The organism is Mycobacterium sp. BK086 (assembly GCA_004362315.1).
In the GTDB taxonomy this organism is placed as follows: Bacteria; Actinomycetota; Actinomycetes; order Mycobacteriales; family Mycobacteriaceae; genus Mycobacterium.
The window spans coordinates 674101-690391 of record SNWL01000005.1 but is presented as its reverse complement, the minus strand read 5'-3'; the positions used below and the strand labels follow the sequence as shown (position 1 = coordinate 690391).

General features: G+C 66.7%; 19 protein-coding genes. 10 read left to right on the top strand and 9 right to left on the bottom strand.

The window, feature by feature from the left end; translation table 11 throughout:
* Positions 1-3: 3 nt before the first annotated feature.
* Positions 4-1590 carry a SulP family inorganic anion transporter gene (locus tag EV580_RS19860; protein WP_133692900.1) on the bottom strand — a complete coding sequence of 529 codons (1587 nt, stop codon included), beginning with the start codon at positions 1588-1590 and terminating at the stop codon, positions 4-6.
* Between the two features lie 150 nt (positions 1591-1740).
* Here EV580_RS19860 and EV580_RS19855 point away from each other — a divergent pair, with 150 nt between their 5' ends.
* The 4 genes from EV580_RS19855 to EV580_RS19840 all read left to right on the top strand — a co-directional run bounded on the left by EV580_RS19855 (position 1741) and on the right by EV580_RS19840 (position 4356).
* Positions 1741-2364, top strand: coding sequence for a PaaI family thioesterase (locus EV580_RS19855; RefSeq protein WP_166654777.1), 624 nt, complete (start codon positions 1741-1743; stop codon positions 2362-2364).
* A gap of 18 nt (positions 2365-2382) precedes the next feature.
* Positions 2383-3093, top strand: a complete 711-nt coding sequence (locus EV580_RS19850; RefSeq protein ID WP_133692898.1) for an EthD domain-containing protein — start codon at positions 2383-2385, stop codon at positions 3091-3093.
* The gene (locus EV580_RS19845) at positions 3090-3533 is read left to right on the top strand and encodes a TIGR03618 family F420-dependent PPOX class oxidoreductase (protein ID WP_133692897.1); all 444 of its coding nucleotides are present in this window, start codon (positions 3090-3092) and stop codon (positions 3531-3533) included. The genes EV580_RS19850 and EV580_RS19845 overlap by 4 nt, the downstream gene beginning before the upstream one ends.
* 67 nt (positions 3534-3600) lie before the next feature.
* Entirely contained in the window at positions 3601-4356 is a 756-nt protein-coding gene (locus EV580_RS19840) for an enoyl-CoA hydratase/isomerase family protein (RefSeq protein WP_133692896.1), read from the top strand.
* A 1-nt stretch (position 4357) separates the two neighbouring features.
* On the opposite strand, the gene EV580_RS19835 is transcribed toward EV580_RS19840, so the two are convergent.
* On the bottom strand, positions 4358-4615 hold the full coding sequence (locus EV580_RS19835) for a (2Fe-2S)-binding protein (protein WP_133692895.1): 258 nt from the start codon (positions 4613-4615) through the stop codon (positions 4358-4360).
* Between the two features lie 163 nt (positions 4616-4778).
* On the opposite strand from EV580_RS19835, the gene bfr reads away from it, so the two are divergent.
* On the top strand, positions 4779-5258 hold the full coding sequence (gene bfr, locus EV580_RS19830; protein WP_071944376.1) for a bacterioferritin: 480 nt from the start codon (positions 4779-4781) through the stop codon (positions 5256-5258).
* Position 5259: 1 nt separating this feature from the next.
* Here the strand turns inward: bfr and EV580_RS19825 are convergent, their stop codons facing one another.
* Positions 5260-6159 carry an FkbM family methyltransferase gene (locus tag EV580_RS19825; RefSeq protein ID WP_166654776.1) on the bottom strand — a complete coding sequence of 300 codons (900 nt, stop codon included), beginning with the start codon at positions 6157-6159 and terminating at the stop codon, positions 5260-5262.
* 91 nt (positions 6160-6250) lie between these two features.
* Here EV580_RS19825 and EV580_RS19820 point away from each other — a divergent pair, with 91 nt between their 5' ends.
* The 3 genes from EV580_RS19820 to EV580_RS19810 are packed head-to-tail and all read left to right on the top strand — an operon-like array spanning position 6251 to position 9241.
* Positions 6251-6748: a carboxymuconolactone decarboxylase family protein gene (locus tag EV580_RS19820; protein ID WP_133692893.1), complete on the top strand. Its 498-nt coding sequence runs from the start codon at positions 6251-6253 to the stop codon at positions 6746-6748.
* A 46-nt stretch (positions 6749-6794) separates the two neighbouring features.
* On the top strand, positions 6795-8126 hold the full coding sequence (locus tag EV580_RS19815; RefSeq protein WP_133692892.1) for a type I glutamate--ammonia ligase: 1332 nt from the start codon (positions 6795-6797) through the stop codon (positions 8124-8126).
* A gap of 38 nt (positions 8127-8164) precedes the next feature.
* Positions 8165-9241, top strand: coding sequence for an amidohydrolase family protein (locus EV580_RS19810; RefSeq protein ID WP_133693152.1), 1077 nt, complete (start codon positions 8165-8167; stop codon positions 9239-9241).
* Between the two features lie 4 nt (positions 9242-9245).
* On the opposite strand, the gene EV580_RS19805 is transcribed toward EV580_RS19810, so the two are convergent.
* Entirely contained in the window at positions 9246-9644 is a 399-nt protein-coding gene (locus EV580_RS19805) for a hypothetical protein (RefSeq protein ID WP_133692891.1), read from the bottom strand.
* A gap of 507 nt (positions 9645-10151) precedes the next feature.
* Here EV580_RS19805 and EV580_RS19800 point away from each other — a divergent pair.
* Positions 10152-11210: a hypothetical protein gene (locus EV580_RS19800; RefSeq protein WP_133692890.1), complete on the top strand. Its 1059-nt coding sequence runs from the start codon at positions 10152-10154 to the stop codon at positions 11208-11210.
* Between the two features lie 62 nt (positions 11211-11272).
* On the opposite strand, the gene EV580_RS19795 is transcribed toward EV580_RS19800, so the two are convergent.
* From EV580_RS19795 to EV580_RS19780, 4 genes are all read right to left on the bottom strand, one after another.
* A complete protein-coding gene (locus EV580_RS19795; protein ID WP_133692889.1) occupies positions 11273-11743 on the bottom strand; it encodes a limonene-1,2-epoxide hydrolase family protein in 471 nt (156 codons plus the stop codon).
* Complete coding sequence (locus tag EV580_RS19790; RefSeq protein ID WP_208114640.1) at positions 11733-13526, bottom strand: N-acyl-D-amino-acid deacylase family protein; 1794 nt, start codon at positions 13524-13526, stop codon at positions 11733-11735. The genes EV580_RS19795 and EV580_RS19790 overlap by 11 nt, the downstream gene beginning before the upstream one ends.
* Before the next feature lie 66 nt (positions 13527-13592).
* On the bottom strand, positions 13593-14468 hold the full coding sequence (locus EV580_RS19785) for an SDR family oxidoreductase (protein ID WP_133692887.1): 876 nt from the start codon (positions 14466-14468) through the stop codon (positions 13593-13595).
* Positions 14458-14901 carry a flavin reductase family protein gene (locus tag EV580_RS19780; protein ID WP_133693150.1) on the bottom strand — a complete coding sequence of 148 codons (444 nt, stop codon included), beginning with the start codon at positions 14899-14901 and terminating at the stop codon, positions 14458-14460. The genes EV580_RS19785 and EV580_RS19780 overlap by 11 nt, the downstream gene beginning before the upstream one ends.
* Positions 14902-15035: 134 nt before the next feature.
* On the opposite strand from EV580_RS19780, the gene EV580_RS19775 reads away from it, so the two are divergent.
* Positions 15036-15947 (top strand): dienelactone hydrolase family protein, encoded by a 912-nt coding sequence (locus tag EV580_RS19775; RefSeq protein WP_133692886.1) that lies wholly within the window; start codon positions 15036-15038, stop codon positions 15945-15947.
* Here the strand turns inward: EV580_RS19775 and EV580_RS19770 are convergent.
* Complete coding sequence (locus EV580_RS19770; protein ID WP_133692885.1) at positions 15944-16291, bottom strand: hypothetical protein; 348 nt, start codon at positions 16289-16291, stop codon at positions 15944-15946. The genes EV580_RS19775 and EV580_RS19770 overlap by 4 nt on opposite strands.

The window sequence follows — 16291 nt, the reverse complement described above, 5'->3', positions numbered from 1 at the left end:
GCCTCAGTGGCCGGCGACGATATCGGACTCGTCGACGGTGACCGGTTCCTTGGCACCGGGCAGGAACGAATACCCGAGGCACACCACGGCGAAGAACAGATAGCCAAGTGCCACTTGAGGATTGGCCGCCCATGCGATCTCGGGAGCATGGATCAACCCGATGAATGACAGTGCCGCGGCGACCACCGACGCCAGCGCGGCGTAGCGGAACTTCTTCTCCAGGATGAACGTCACCATCGTGCCGAGCAGCAGGCCGACCAGAATGGCGCCCTCACCGAGGGTCTGCAGCCCGTCGTAGACCACACCGGCACCGCCGAGTGCGTCCATGCCGACCTTGGTGGCCGAGGTCCCCGCCGCGTTCAGCGCGTTGTCGATCAGGCCGCTGGCCCACTGCGCCAGGTTGGGCAACAGCGCCGCGACAACGGCCACCGCGTGCAGTCGCGGTACCGCCTGGAACGCCTGGGCGCCGATCAACAGGCCGATATAGAGCAGGATCGGCACGATCGCCGGTACCGGCAAGACGGCCGCCAGCACTCCGAACAATCCGAGGAAGCACAGCAGTCCGATGACCACACCGCTGGCCAGCGAGTAGCCGGCCCGGCCCCCGGCGTCCTTCCAGCCCGGATGGCCGATGTAGACCGCGGGCGGGAACGGCGAGCCGAACGCCGAACCGATCACCGCGCCGGCGCCGTCGGCCAGCAGCACGCTGCGCAGGTTGTAGTTGTCCCCGGCGGCCGCCGCGCTCTCCACGTTGCTCATCGCCTCGGTGAAGTTGTAGACGCCCAACGGGATCGCAGTACCCAGCAGGGGAGCCAGGTGCGCCAGACCCGATGCCAGCAGGTCGATCCGAAGGTCGGGGATACCGATCGCGATGTCGGACACGGCCTGCCCGACATCGGGTGCCGACATGAATCCACCGGCCCAGCCGATGGCGGTACCGACCAACAGCGCGACCAGGCCGACGGGGATGTTGCCCGGCAGCTTCACGTCGGTGAAGAAACCGATCAGGATGATCGCCAGCACCGGCAGGCCGATCCAGGCGGCCTCCCACATCTGCGCGGCGGGCCGCATCGAGATGAACGTGATCGAGATACCGGCCAGCGTGCCGAGCATGGCCGCCCTCGGCGTGAGCTTGCGGATGTACGGACCGACGAACCCGCCGATGATCACGATGATGCCGATCATGAACGCCCACGCCAGACCGGACTTCCACGCTTCGATGGGGTCCTTGGTGGCCAGGTAGACGGGCAGCATGACCACGAACACCACGATGAACATGTGCGGCACGCTCGGGCCGTACGGCAGCGCGGTGACATCGGTGCGGTTCTCCTTGCGCGCCAGTCGCCGGGCCAGGAACGTGTAGTAGAGGTTGCCCAGCACCAGGGCCACGCCCAGCGCGGGCAGCACGGTGCCCAGCACGTCGTCGGCGGGCAGCTTGACCACACCGATCATCAGCGTGGTCAGGGTCAAGACGTTGACCAGGATGTTGAACCCGAGCCCGAAGAACGCGTTCAGATCACCGCGGGTCCACCAGGGAATCTTCAACTCGCTCGGCGACGGCGGGGCGGGGTCGGTCACGTCAGTGCTCATCGGCAGCCTTTCTGGCGCGTCGGAACGTCCGTCGCTAAGAGGATTCTCAATGCTCGCGTTCCAACCGGGGGTCAGTTGTGTGTCAATCGTGTTAGCCGCATGTCGAGACCCCCGTTCGACACTTCGTCAGCCCCGTGTTCTAGTGCTGGAGTGCTGGAATTCACCGTCGAAGACATCTCCGCCGAAGACATCGACCGGCTGCAGGCCATCTATGAGCCGCTGGCGATCTCGGTGCGGGAACTCATCGACGCGACGATCCGCACCCGGGTCGACGCCGAGACCGTCGCTTCGGTGAAGGCCGATATCGACGCGGTGACGGCACGGCTGCGCAGCGATCAGATCGACGGTGCCTTCGGTGTCCGGCGCGCCCCGTCGGGGCGCAGCATCAGTTGGGGCAACGCCGTCATCGGACTGCGCAACCCGAGCGCGCCCCCGTTGGTGATCCACCGCGACGACGACGGCCGGTTCTGGACGGACTTTCATCTCGGCGCGTCCTACGAGGGCCCGCCGGGACACGTGCACGGCGGCGTGTCGGCGCTGATCCTCGATCACGTGCTCGGCGAGGCGGCCAGCCCCGACGGCAAGCCGCGCTTCACCGGCAGTATCACCGTGCGCTACCCGCGGGCCTGTCCGCTGGGGGCGCTGCATGCCGAGGCTCAGATCACCCGGGTCGACGGCGTGAAAACCTTTGCCTCCGGCTACATCTCCGACGCCGAGGGCATCACCGTCGAGGCCGACGGCGTCTTCATCACTCCGCGCTGGCTGCGCGACTGACTGGGGTAGGTTCGCGCCATGGAGAAGGTGATTGTCACGCTGCGCACCGACGCGGCCGACGACGAGTGGGCGGAGAATCTGCGCGGTCCGGTCGCCAAGGAGCTGCTCGCACTCGGGCTGCCCGGGCTGACGATCAACGTCCGTGATGCCGACGTCCGCGATTCGATGATGACGTTGACCGTGTTGGATCCACCGGTGCAGGCGCTGGTCAGCGTCTGGACGCAGCAGTACTACGGCGATCAGATGCTGATGGCGCTGGAGCTGCTCGGCCACCACGCCGAGTTCGTCGCCGCCTACCTGGTGACCGAATCGGCCCCGCTGCCACCACCGGCCACACCGCCTGGGGAGCGCTCGCCGGGGCTGGCGAACATGGCGTTGCTGCGACGCCCGGCCGACATGGACGAGCCGACGTGGCTGGCCCGCTGGCACGGCAATCACACCCCGGTCGCGATCGCCACCCAGTCGACGTTCACCTACGTGCAGAACTACGTGGTGCGTGCGCTCACCGAGGACGCCCCGGTGATCAACGCGATCGTCGAGGAGCATTTCCCCATCGAGTCGGTGAGCAGCCTGCACGCGTTCTTCGGCGCAGCCGACGACGCCGATCTGCAGAGCCGGATGGAGCAGATGGTCGCCAGCACAGCGGCATTCGGCGCCAACGTCAACATCGACGCGGTGCCCACCAGCCGCTACCTGTTCCGCAGCCCATTCACGTCAGAACAGTCATGACCACCCTGGACGAGGCCGTCGCGCTGGCCACCGCCGACCGCGGCCTGGCGGTGGTCTCGACGTTGCGCGCCGACAACACCATCCAGGCCTCGCTGATCAACGCCGGCATCCTGGCGCACCCGGCCGGCGGCGAGCCGGTGCTGGCGTTCGTCACCTACGGACGGGTCAAACTGGCGAACCTGCGCGCGCGGCCGGCGGTGACGCTGACGTTCCGCGACGGCTGGCAGTGGGCGACGGTCGAAGGCCGCGCCGAGCTCGCGGGTCCCGACGACGAGCCGGACTGGCTGAGCGGGCCGGATCAGCTGCGGCTGCTGCTGCGCGAGGTGTTCACGGCTTGCGGTGGCACCCATGACAACTGGGACGAATACGACGCGACGATGGCCGAGCAGGGGCGCGTCGTCGTCCTGGTCGCGCCGACCCGCGTCTACTCCAACGGGTAGCACCTGAGGTCTCATCTGCCGGGCCGCGACGCCCTGGCACGCGTCCTCGCCCTCTAGGCTCTGGCGCGTGACGCTGCTCATCGAAGACGAAAACCGGGTCCGCACGATCACCCTCAATCGCCCCGAGGCCCTCAACGCCTTCAATGAGGCGCTCTACGACGCCACCGCAGAAGCGCTGCTGGCCGCCGCCGACGATCCCGAGGTCGCCGTCGTCCTCATCACCGGCGCGGGCCGCGCGTTCAGCGCCGGCCAGGATCTCGGCGACATGCAGGCCCGCATCACCGATCCCGACTTCGCTGCGGGCGCGCACGGGTTCCCGGGACTGATCACCGCTTTGAGCCAATTCCCCAAGCCGCTGATCTGTGCGGTCAACGGGGTCGGACTCGGCATCGGGGCGACGATCCTCGGCTACGCCGATCTGGCGTTCATGTCGTCGACGGCACGGCTGAAGTGCCCCTTCACCAGCCTGGGTGTTGCCCCCGAGGCGGCCTCGTCATATCTGTTGCCGCAGTTGATCGGTCGGCAGAACGCCGCGTGGCTGCTGATGTCCTCGGAGTGGGTGGACGCCGCCGAGGCGCTGCGGATGGGCCTGGTCTGGCGGGTGAGTGAGCCCGACGAGCTGATCGCCGATGCCCGAAGGCATGCCGAAGTGCTTGCCTCCCGGCCTATTTCGAGCCTCATCGCGGTCAAGCAGACCATGGTCGAGCCGCTACGGCCCGGGATCGCGGACGCAACCGCGCGGGAGAATGCATTCTTCGAGAAGTTGATGGGTGCGGCCGCCAACGCCGAGGCGCTGGCCGATTTTCACCGCGGTAAGTCCTAGATCAGCTGGCTCGCGCGGCGCTGCGACGGGCGCCGTTGTGCAGCTGGCAGAAGACGCTCGCCGTGCACTGCCGGCACGGCGGATCGCCGGCAACGGTGGCGAAATGCTGCTCGATGATCGCCCGCACGGTACGACGGCAACGGCCGCAATCGCCGCCCGCGCCGCAGGCCGCCGCGACTTGCTTGGACGTGCACGCCCCGCCGGCCACCGCCTCTTTGACGGTTGCACTGGTGGCTCCTGCGCAGAGGCACACGTACATCTGGTGCTTTCCCTCTCGTCGCAGGCGGCGTTGCTTCGGACTTATTAGTGCAGACTAACCTTAGTTAGGCCTGCCTACAACATGCCGTTCCGCGGCGCTGAACAAAATGCACGCCGCCCCTGCACTAGGGTTGGTTTTCACAGCCAACGCGGGGGGAGATGTCATGCAGGGTGATCCGGAAGTTCTTCGCCTGCTCAACGAGCAACTCACCAGCGAGTTGACCGCTATCAATCAGTACTTCCTGCACTCGAAGATGCAGGACAACTGGGGGTTCACCGAGCTCGCCAAGCACACCCGGGACGAGTCCTTCGACGAGATGCGGCACGCCGAGGCGATCACCGACCGCATCCTGCTCCTCGACGGTCTGCCGAACTACCAGCGGCTGGGATCGCTGCGCGTCGGGCAGACGCTGCGCGAACAGTTCGAGAGCGATCTCGCGATCGAGTACGAGGTGGTCGGTCGCCTCAAGCCGGCCATCATCCTGTGCCGCGAGAAGCTGGACTCCACCACGGCCAATCTGTTCGAAGAGATCGTCGCCGACGAAGAGCACCACATCGACTACCTCGAGACGCAGCTCGAGCTGATGGACAAGCTGGGCGTGGAGCTCTACTCCGCGCAGTGCGTGTCACGCCCGCCGAAGTGATCTATCCGCGGTCTGCGGCTCGCCACGCGTAGACCATGCACACCTCGCTCTGCGCGGTGTCGTAACGCTCCCGCTCGCTGGCGTACCAGTACGTCGTGAAACCGTGAGATTCGAGGATCTCGATCACCCGGTCCTTGGCGGCGAAGTACTCGACCTCCAGCACCACCTGACGAACGATCTCCCATTGGGCAGGTCTGATGCCTTGCAACGCCGCCACTTCGGCGCCTTCGACATCGATCTTCAGGACGTCGATGCGATCGAGGCCGCGCTTTTCGATGACCGACGACAGCGGTATCAAGGTGGCTGTGACGTCCGTGGTCCGCCCCATCCACGCGACGACCGGTCGCACCGCCGCCCGGCTGATGGCCGAGGGCACGACCCGGATCACACCGGCCAAGTCCGCCAGGAAGCGGTCCAAGCGCTGGCGCGCGAACTCGGCGTCCTGTGTGCTCCACATCGAAAAGTTCGGGTGGTGCTGGAAGATCACCTCGTCCCGAGCGTCGGACAGGCCGCAGTTGATCGGATGGATCGTCAACGACGCACCGGGCCGGGCACCCATCGCGGCGGCGTAGTCGCCACGATTGGCCGCGGCGGCGTTCGCCGCCAGCACCGAGAAGGTCGTGGGAATGGGTTCGAAGGCGAAGATCTCAGCCTCGCCATGGCATCTCAGCGCCGCGAACAACGAGAACAGCCCGATGTTCGCGCCGGCGTCCACGATCACCGCGCCCGGCTGAAAGTCGAGGAAGTCACCCTTCGCATAGACCGAGTCAGCGCCGAAGATCTCCTTGTACAGGAACCCGGTCTCGATCTGCTGCCAGTGATGGATGCGCATGCCGTTGGGCAGCGTCGTCGGGGTGCCGCCGTGCGGCGGCGTCCTGAGTCGGACCGGGAGAAAACCCACCCGCGTATTGTCCACGAGCCAGACCGAAAAGACCCCGGCCGAAAAACTAGAACACGTTCCAGATTGTCCCCTCGGGGCGTAGCATCGCGCCATGAGCCGAATCGGAAATTTCGCTGAAGACGACGTCGCCGGCTGGATCGTCAAGTCCCCGGATATCGGAACGGCCATGGCCGGCTTCAGCGGCGCGGTCTACAGCGACAAGAACCGGCTGCCGATGCGGGTGCGCGAACTGGCCCGCGCGGTGATCGCGCTGGACAACGAATGCGTCTTGTGTCAGAACACCCGCGACGCCGACGGTCCCGCCGCCGGAGTCGACGAGGAGCTCTACGACCACGCCGCGGAATGGCAGACCTGGCCCGGCTATAGCGAGCAGGAGCGCATCGCCGCGGAGTTCGCCCACCGCTTCGGCATGGACCACGTGAACCTCAAGTACGACGAGGCCTTCTGGGACCGCGCCCACGAGCACTTCTCCGATGAGCTGCTCGCCGACCTGACGTTGTCGTGCGCGATGTGGATCGGGATGGGCCGCATGCTGTCCACGCTGGACATCGGGCAGAGCTGCAAGTTGACATTGCCCAGCCGCGCCTAGCGGTTATCCAGCGCAACCTGGGGGTGCGGTCGGCAGAATAGCTGCCATGACCACACCGGCTGAACTGGAATCCGACGGCGTCGACACCGTCATCGGCACGGTCGTCACAGCCGCCGGCCTGACCCACGCCAAGACCGTGCCAGCCCGCCGGCTCGATGCCTTCGCCGATCCCGGACTGGGGTTCAGCCCCGTCACCCATGTCTTCGCCATCGACCGCGCGGGGATCGCGCTCACCGAAGGCATCACCGTCGTCGGCGACGAACGAATCAGAATCGATCTGGACGCGCTGCGGATGATCGGCGACGGCCTCGCGTGGGCGCCGGCCTCGTTCTTCGACCAGGACGGCAACCCGGTCCCGGCCTGCGCCCGCGGAACGCTCGCGCGCATCGAATCCCGGTTGGCCCAAGCCGGATTGCGCGCCATGGTGGGCCACGAGATCGAGTTCCTGCTCGTCGATCCCGCGGGCAACCGGCTGCCCGGTGACCTGTGGGCGCAATACGGGCTGGCCGGTGTGCTCGAGCACGAGGGCTTCGTGCGGGACGTGACCGTCGCGGCTGGTGCGGCCGGGGTGGGAATCGAGCAGTTCCATCCCGAGTACGGCATCAACCAGTTCGAGATCTCACTGGCGCCGAAGTCCCCGGTGGCTGCCGCCGATCAGCTGACCCTGGCCCGCATCATCATCAGCCGGGTCGCCCGCAAGTACGGGGTCCGAGTGAGTCTGTCACCGGTGCCATTCGCCGGCAGTGTGGGTTCTGGTGCGCACCAACACTTTTCACTGTCGAGCGGAGACTCGCCGCTGTTCGCCGGCGGCACCGGAACCCAAGGCATGACCGCGGCGGGGGAGAACGCGATCGGAGGGATCATCAGCGGACTGCCGCAAGCCGAGCTCATCTTCTGCGGATCGATCGTGTCCGGCCTGCGGATGAAGCCCGGCAACTGGGCCGGCGCCTACGCCTGCTGGGGCACCGAGAACCGGGAGGCGGCAGTGCGTTTCGTGCGAGGTACGCACGGAAATCCGTACGGCGCCAACGTGGAGGTCAAGGTCGTCGACCCGTCGGCCAACCCCTACTTCGCCACCGCCGCGATCCTCGGGCTGGCGCTCGACGGCATCGAGCACAGCGCCGCGCTGCCACCGGAGACACCGGTCGATCCGGGCACGTTGTCGGAAGAAGAACGCGCGGCCGCAGGCACAGTGGCCCTCAGCGCCGATCAAGGCGAACAGATCGCGGCATTGGACTCCTCAACGCGATTGCGAACGATTCTCGGCGACGCGGCCGTCAACGCGCTGGTCGCCGTCCGCCGCTACGAGCACGAGACGTTCTCACATCTCGACGCGGAAGCGCTGACCGAGAAGTTCCGAATGTCGTGGAGCTTGTAGTGCCTGTGATCACTCCACTGGCCGACCACATCGCCGGCATGCGCCTGGTGGACAACCATGTGCACGGCTTCTGGCTGACGACCGGTGATCGCGGACGCTTTGAGAACGGCCTCAACGAGGCCAATATCGAACCCCTCGCCGATTTCGATTCGGGCTTCGACACCCAGCTCGGCTTCGCGGTGCGAGCTCACTGCGCGCCGCTGCTGGGATTGCCTGAACACGTTGATCCGCAGGGCTATTGGGAACGGCGTCAGCAGTTCACGGAGGACCAGCTGGCGCGGGTGTTCCTGCCGGCTGCCGGGGTCAGCGACTGGCTGGTCGACACCGGTCTGCCCGGCGCGATCGCAGGGCTGTCCGAAATGGCCGAGACGTCGGGCGGGTCCGTCGGCGAGATCGTGCGGCTCGAGCACGTCGCCGAGCAGGCGGCCGCGGCGCCGGGCGACTACGCCGATGCGTTCCGGCGAATCCTTCACCAGCGCAGCGCGACTGCGGTCGCCACGAAGACGGTGCTGGCCTATCGAGGCGGATTCGGTGGCGACCTGTCCGAACCCGACGCGCGCTCCGTCGGCGAGGCCGCCGCGCGGTGGCGCGACGCCGGGGGAGTACGACTGACCGATCGGGTGCTGTTGCGGTTCGGGGTGCACGAGGCACTCCGGTTGGGCAAGCCGCTGCAGTTCCACGTCGGGCTCGGCGACCGCGACTGCGATCTGCACCGCACCAATCCGATGCTGCTGCTGGACTTCCTGCGCGAGTCGGGCACGACGCCGATCGTGCTGTTGCACTGCTATCCGTACGAACGGGAGGCTGGCTATCTGGCCCAGGCGTTCAACACCGTGTATGTCGATGTCGGACTGAGCATCAATCATCTCGGGGCGCGAGCTGAGGCGTTCATCGCCCGGACCCTGGAGTTGGCGCCGTTCCGCAAGATTCTCTATTCGTCGGACGCCTTCGGCCCCGCCGAGCTGCACTACCTGGGTTCGGCGCTGTGGCGCGCCGGAATGGCCGCGGTCCTCACGGGATTCGTGGCGCGGGGACAGTGGAGCCAGGCCGACGCGACCCGGGTGGCCGACCTGATCGGGCGCGACAACGCCAGACGCGTCTACCGGTTGAGCTGAGCGGTTAGGCAGGCGGGAAATGCGCCCAGCGCGGGACGCCGGACGCAACAGAGCACAGCAGCGGCACGCCAGGCACCTTGACCTCCCACTCGTCGCCGGCCATCCGCTGTTGTGCGGTGGTACCCGGCGTGGTGCAGGGCAACGAGTTCTCTGCCTCACCAGTGAGTGGGCCGGTCGACATCCACACGCCGCTGGCCGCGCAGATGAGAGTTCCGTTCTGGGCATCCATCCCGAACACGAACGACGGGCTCGGCGTGCAGGGCGTTCCGTTGACCACGTTCTTGGCGACGTTCGGTACACAGCTCGCCGAGTGGCAGGAGGTGGCCGATGCCGGGGCGGCGAGCGGAATCATCGCTCCCAGCAGTCCGCACGCGATAACCGGCGCAACGACGATCCCGCGCATCTGTGTCTCCTGACGTTCTGACGTTCCGGCCAGCTCAGCGTAGCGCCGGGACCAGCTTGTCGGCGTGGGTTTGTCCCGACCACCGAGCAGCCGCTTTAGCAAATTTCTGTGCGCAACAGTGGCGCCGCCCTTTCGGCCCCAGAAGTTCGGCCAACCGGACAGTTGAAAGGGCAGGTCGCGGGCAGCGACGAGTCGCGACGGCACTGTCGCTTGCGTCAATCACATCTGTTGATTTCGCCAAGGAACCCTTTTGCTTGGCTAATTACTCGCGGGGGCGACCAATTAGCCCGGCGCGCCACTGGGCATTTATTATCGCGTGCGTTAACGACTCACAGCATTCAATCAGGTTGGCGTACAGGGTATTTCAGCAGATACTCCCCGCCGTATCCACGATGTGAACACTTCGCTGACGTGGGCGACCATTTCTCGAAAAGGCATAACTCTGCTACTTACTCACGGGTAGGTTCCGAATCTGGGGGGTTTCTAGTGGAGATCAAGGAGCGCACTATGCAGTTAGCCCTCAATCGAACAGTCACCGCAGGAGTCACCCTCGTCGGAGCGAGCGCTATCGCACTGACTCCGATCGTGGCGTATGCGCCAGCCATCCAGCTACCGTCGATTCGGTCGGCCGAGGTGCAGATGGCGGCCTTCGTCAACCCGATCGAGGAGTGGGTCCAGGTCATCGGGACCAGCTTCACCAACCTGAGTGCGCTGGGCACCCAGGTACAGACCGATCCCACGCCGATCCTGAGCAAGCTGGCCTCGAACTTCCTGGCCAACGCCAGCACCGTCGTCGACACGGCGTCGACTTTGGTGGGCCAAGCGGTGGCCACTTTCGCCGGTATTCCGCAGGGCTTCTTCGATGCCGCCACCCAGCTCGCAGCGGGGCACATCAGCGAGGCCGTGCAGACCATCTGGGGCACCGCAATATTGCCGCCGGTGTTCTTGGCGATCATCCCGATCAGCGCGGCGATTCCGATCATCCAGACCGCGGTGCAGAACGTCGCCAACGTCATCGGCGCACTGGGCGGAGTGAACCTGCTGCTGACCGGTATCGCGGTGATCTCGCCGATCTACGCCACCATCACGCAGTTCGGCAACAGTGCTCAGGCCGTGTTCGACGCGGCCAGCGCCGGCGATCTCGTCACCGCGGCAAGCGAATTCATCAACGCACCGGCAAAGCTCGTCAACGCATTCCTCAACGGTGACGACACAACGCCGGGCCTGCTGACTCCGCTCGACGGGGTGGGTGGCGGCGGTGCGATCGCTGCGCTCCTGAAGCTGCGTGACGCGATCGCCGATGCGATCGTGGCCCCGACCCCACCCGCGGCTGCAGCGGCCAAGACGTTGTCGGCCAAGGTTGCCGCGCCGGCCGAGGCGACCACCACAACCGTCAAGACTGACGACACGACGGCCACGACGACTGGTGCTACCAAGGCTCACAGCCCCGTCACGTCCGGAAGCAAGACCGCCAGCGGCGGGAAGAAGGCGGGCGGTACGTCAAGCTCGCACGGCGAAAAGAGCAGCGGCAAGGCGGGTTCGGCTCGTCACCGCGGCGCGGCCTGACGTTCGGGGGTGTCCACGGTGGCCGTCATGTGGCGGTCACCGTGGGCCATCGAATCGGTGGCTCAGATCAATCCGGTGGCGTCGAACATCCACGACATGTCGGCCGACGCCAGGTCCTCGAGCCAGGTCGGCGGGGCGAAGCCCGTCAGCCCGTTCATATCCCAGTAGTCCTTCCACAGCGTGATCTTGCCGTCGACCACCTTGTGCACCGTGACGAAGCGCAGGACACCCTGTTCACCTGTCTTGAACGTCCAGGTTTCGGAATGCTCGTACATGGTGTCCACGCCGTTGCTCACCAGGACGCCGTCGTGGTTTTCGTAGCCGGCCAAGGGCTCCAGCCCGATCTTCAGCCGCTTGACGATGTCCTCGGGTCCGCGCGCGGCCGCGATCGGACCGACGGGCATGTCGACGTAGATGCAGTCATCGGACAGGAAGGTCTTGAGCGTCTCCCAGTCGCGGTTGGACAACGCCTTCCACATGCCCAGTACGGTCTGGGCGACCTCGGTGGGTACCGCCGAAGTGTCAATTGACATGGGCCAGCTCCGATTCCGTCGTCGTTCGGGGTGCCGGCGTGGCCCGGCCCACCCGTAGGAAACTGCCGGTGCGCTGGGCACCGAGCACGTCGGTCGGCTGGCCGTTGCGGACCACCGCTCGCCCGCCGATCAGCACCAGCTCGACGGCGTCGTCATTGCGATTGACCATCCTGGGCAGCCCGCCGTACTGCTGGACGGGGTTCTCGGCGTAGTCGTCGAGGCGACTGTCCAGCTGAGTGGGGTTCACGATCACAAGGTCGGCGCGATCACCGACGCGCAGGTGACCGGCATCGATCTGGTACCAGTCGGCCAGCTCGCCCGTCATCCGGTGCACGGCCTGCTCGACGGACATGAAGGGCCGTCCGCTGCGGTCGGCGTCACGCACGTGCCGCAGCAGCCGCAGGCCGTAGTTGTAGAACGCCATGTTGCGCAGGTGCGCACCGGCATCGGAGAAGCCCATCTGGATGCCCGGGTCCTTGGCGAGCTTCTTGAGCACCTCGGGGCGGTGGTTGGAAATGGTGGTGCGCCAGCGCAGCTTCTCGCCGTGCTCGAGCACGAGGTCCAGGAACGCATCGACCGGATGCAACCCGCCGCGGCCCTCACCGACCTGCCCGAAGGACTTGCCCACCACGGATTCGTCAGGGCAGCCGACGATCTCGGCGTCGAAGAAGTCGCGATGCCAGACCCGGACCCCGAACTTGTTGTCGTAATCCTTGCGGAACTGGCGCCGGTAGTTCTCGTCGCTGAGCAGAGCGTTGCGCTCGACCTCGTCGCGCAGATGCAGCGCTGCCGCACCCGATCCGAACTCCTCGAACACCACCAGGTCGATACCGTCGGCGTACACCTCGAACGGCACCGGCAGGTGCTGCCAGCGGAAATCACCGCCGAACGTGTTGGCCGCCTTGGCCAGTGGCCCCATGATCAGGATCGCGAACGGATTGGCCTTGACGTCGGCCGCCGACAGCAGGCTGGTCTTCAGTTTGTCCCGCAGCACGGGAAGTGATTGCGCCACTTGCGAAATCAAGTTGAGCGGGTTCTGGATGTCGGGACCCGACTGCAGCACCCGGCCGCGCTTGCGCAGCAGCGACTTGAGCCGGCGCAACTCGCGGGGCTTGGCGTAGGTCGACGGCAGCGTGCGAGACCGGCAGGTCTCGCCGTCGATCTTGTCGAACAGCAACTGCTGCGAGGACAATCCGACGAACCCGGCGTCGAGCGCCTCGGCGAGCATGCGCTCCATCCGGGATTGCTGGCCCTTGTCGGGGCGCACATCATTGCGGGTGGCGCGATCCAATCCCATGACGGCCGTGCGCATATCGGAGTGGCCGATGAACGCCGCGATATTCGGGCCCAGCGGCCGCGACTCCAGCGCCTGCACGTATTGCTCGGCGGTGCTCCATGTCTTGGCGCCGTCGATGGCGGCGATGACGTGCTCGCGCGGGATGGCCTCGACCCGCCCGAAGAGATCGCCGGCGTCGCTGCCGCCGACGTGGATGGTCGACAGCGAACAGGAACCGAGCAGGACGGTGGTGACGCCGTGACGCACCGATTCCGGTAGGCCCGGACCGCCGAGCACCTCAACGTCGTAGTGGGTGTGGACATCAACCATGCCCGGCATCACCCACTTACCTGCGGCGTCGACGACGTCGTCACACCCCGTCACGTCGAGGGGGCGCAGGCTGACCGTTTCGACGCGGCCATCCCGGATGCCGATGTCCCGGATCCCGGACGGGGCACCCGTCCCGTCGAACCAGCGGCCGTTGCGGATGATCGTGTCGTATGTCACGAGCGTCAATAGAACCGTTTGCCAGGACAGGTGTCAACGATTTAGTGGACACTTTCTTGGATCTGTTTACTTCGGCCCTGACCAGGCGTCCGGCCGGCGCCCGTCGAGATCGGTGAAGCCGTACTCGCGGGCCAGCTCCCCGGCCGTCACCGAGCGCTGGTGCCAGCGCGATCGGTGCGGGTCAGCGGCGATCGCCGCGACCGCCCGACCGACGTAGCGCGGCGTCTCCGATTCGGCGAAACCCGGCGGTGCGGTCGCATCTCGCCAGTTCTGCTCGGTGACGCCGTAGTTGTCCAGCATCATCTCCGAACGCAACCACCCCGGGGTGATGGCCACCGCCGTCGCGCCGTACGGCGTCAGTTCATGCCCGAGCGAGAAGGCCATCCGGTTCACCGCACATTTCACCGCGTCATAGAACACCGACAGCCGGTAGTTCGTTGCGTTGTATTCGGCTGTGCCATCGGTGATTTCGACAAGTAGGCCACCGGGTTGCTGCACCAGCAACGGCAGCAGTGCGTGGGAGGTGATCAGATGGGTGTCGATTCCCAGCCGCAGGATGCGCAGCCCGTCGTCGATGTCGTGCTCCCAGATCGGTCGATTCCAGCTCGCGGGGCCGCCCTTGAGGATCTCGGCGCCCCAGATGTCGTTGACCAGCACGTCGATCCGGCCGAAGTCGGCGCGTATCCGGTCAGCCAGCCCACGGACTTGCTCGGGGTCGAGGTGGTCGACTTGGGCAGCCACACCTGTTCCGCCCAGCTCATCGACAATCGCGGCGGTGCCTTCGATGGTCTCGGGCCGGTCGTAGTCCGATCCGCCCCGGCCTGTCTCGCTGCTGCGACCGGTGCAGATGACGGTCGCTCCCGCCTCACCCAAGGCGGCCGCGATTCCCCGGCCGGCACCCCGGGTGGCACCGGCCACCACAGCAATCAGATCAGGCCTCATGACCCGGCTCCAGGTCCTTGACGTCGGCGAACGTCACCAGGTCCCCGAACCGTTTCGGCGCGGCGCCGAACACCGGCTCGGTCAGGTGCCCGACGTGGTCGCCCAGGTCGAACCGCTGGAGGATGTGCCCGGCGAACCACGCGGCGGCATCGGTGAGGATCGGCAGACCCTCGGGGCCGTCTGACCACCGGCACCGGCTGAACTTGTCGATCCGGTCGCCGGTCTCACTTCCGAACAGCCGGGCAAGCTCGCGGTGTTCTTCGCCCAACAGATGCACCGCCAGGTGTGTCGCGCCGCTCTCGGCGACCCGGTAGGTGTGGTTGCGCTTGGACAGCCCGACCAGATAGCGAGGCGGGTTGATCGACACCTGGCTGCTGAAGCCGACCAGACACCCGGCGCGCTCGTCGCCGACTCGGGTCGTCACCACGAACATCGGGTAATCCAGCAGCCCCACGATCCTTTCGAACGCCTCAGAACCGGGGATCACCTCATGCTCTGCCACGATTGCCACCTCCGTCCGATCATGCTTTCAGCTCACGCTTACCCATCGGAGGCATACTCGCCAAGGTGACTCCGCTACAGCGCTACATCGCCGAAGAGATCGCCACCGATCACGTCGACGGCCTGCTGAGCCGCCGAGAAGCCCTGCGGCGCCTGGCGCTGCTGGGCGTGGGCACCGCCGCCGCGAGCTCGCTGATCGCCGCGTGCGCCTCCGACAAACCGAAACCCGCCGCGCCCGCACCGTCCACATCACCGTCCGCACCGACCTCCGCGGCGCCGCCGCCGGGGATGGCCGGTGCGCTGCCCACCACACCGATCACCTGGCCGGGGCCCACCGCGCAGCTGCAGGGCGCCTGGGCGCAGGCCGCCACGCCCCGCGGAGCGGTCCTGGTGATTCACGAGAACAAGGGGCTCAACGACTGGGTCCGCTCGGTCGCCGGCCGACTGGCCGGCATCGGCTACTCCGCGCTGGCCATCGACCTGCTGTCCGAAGAAGGCGGCACCGCCACATTCAGCGATCCGGCCGCTGCCACGGCTGCCCTGGGCAACATCGCGCCCGACCGCTTCGTCGCCGATCTCAAGTCGGGCCTCGACGAGCTGGCCCGCCGGTCGCCGGATCAGAAACTCGCCGTCGTCGGCTTCTGCTTCGGCGGCGGACTGGTGTGGCGCATGCTGGCCGCCGGCGAGCCGCGACTGGCCGCGGCGGTGCCGTTCTACGGCCCACTGCCCGACAATCCGAACTTCTCCGGATCGAAGAACACTGCCGTGCTCGGGCTCTACGGGGCACTGGACCAGCGCGTCACATCGTCGGAGCCGGCCGCCAAAGCGGCGCTGGATCAGGCCGGTCTGGTCAACGATCTCGTCGTCGAGCCCGACGCCGATCACGCGTTCTTCAATGACTCCGGGCCGCGCTACAACCCTGTGGCCGCCGCCGACGCGTGGACTCGCTTGCAGGACTGGTTTTCTCGCAACCTCTAGTCGAGCCGCACGGTGACCGTGACCCGGCCCCGGGTGTCTCTTGTGGCGACCGCGTGGCCGGGCCGGTCGGTGCCGCCCAGCAGAATCGTCAGCGGCGCGCCCTCGCCGGTGAAATTGCGCCACCACTTCTTGCCGTCCGGCATGGCCACCCGGATCAGGATGTCCTCACCCTTGCGGCGGTAGCCGACCGGTAGCTCGACGATGCGCCCGCTGCGCCTGCCGGTGTACCGGATGGTGGTCAGCCCCAGCCCGACGATCCGGCCCCACCGCGGTGAGGTGATCAAGGCGGTGGCACCTCGGTTCACGACGCGCGCCGCCGCCTGGAACACACCGGAAATCTGCAC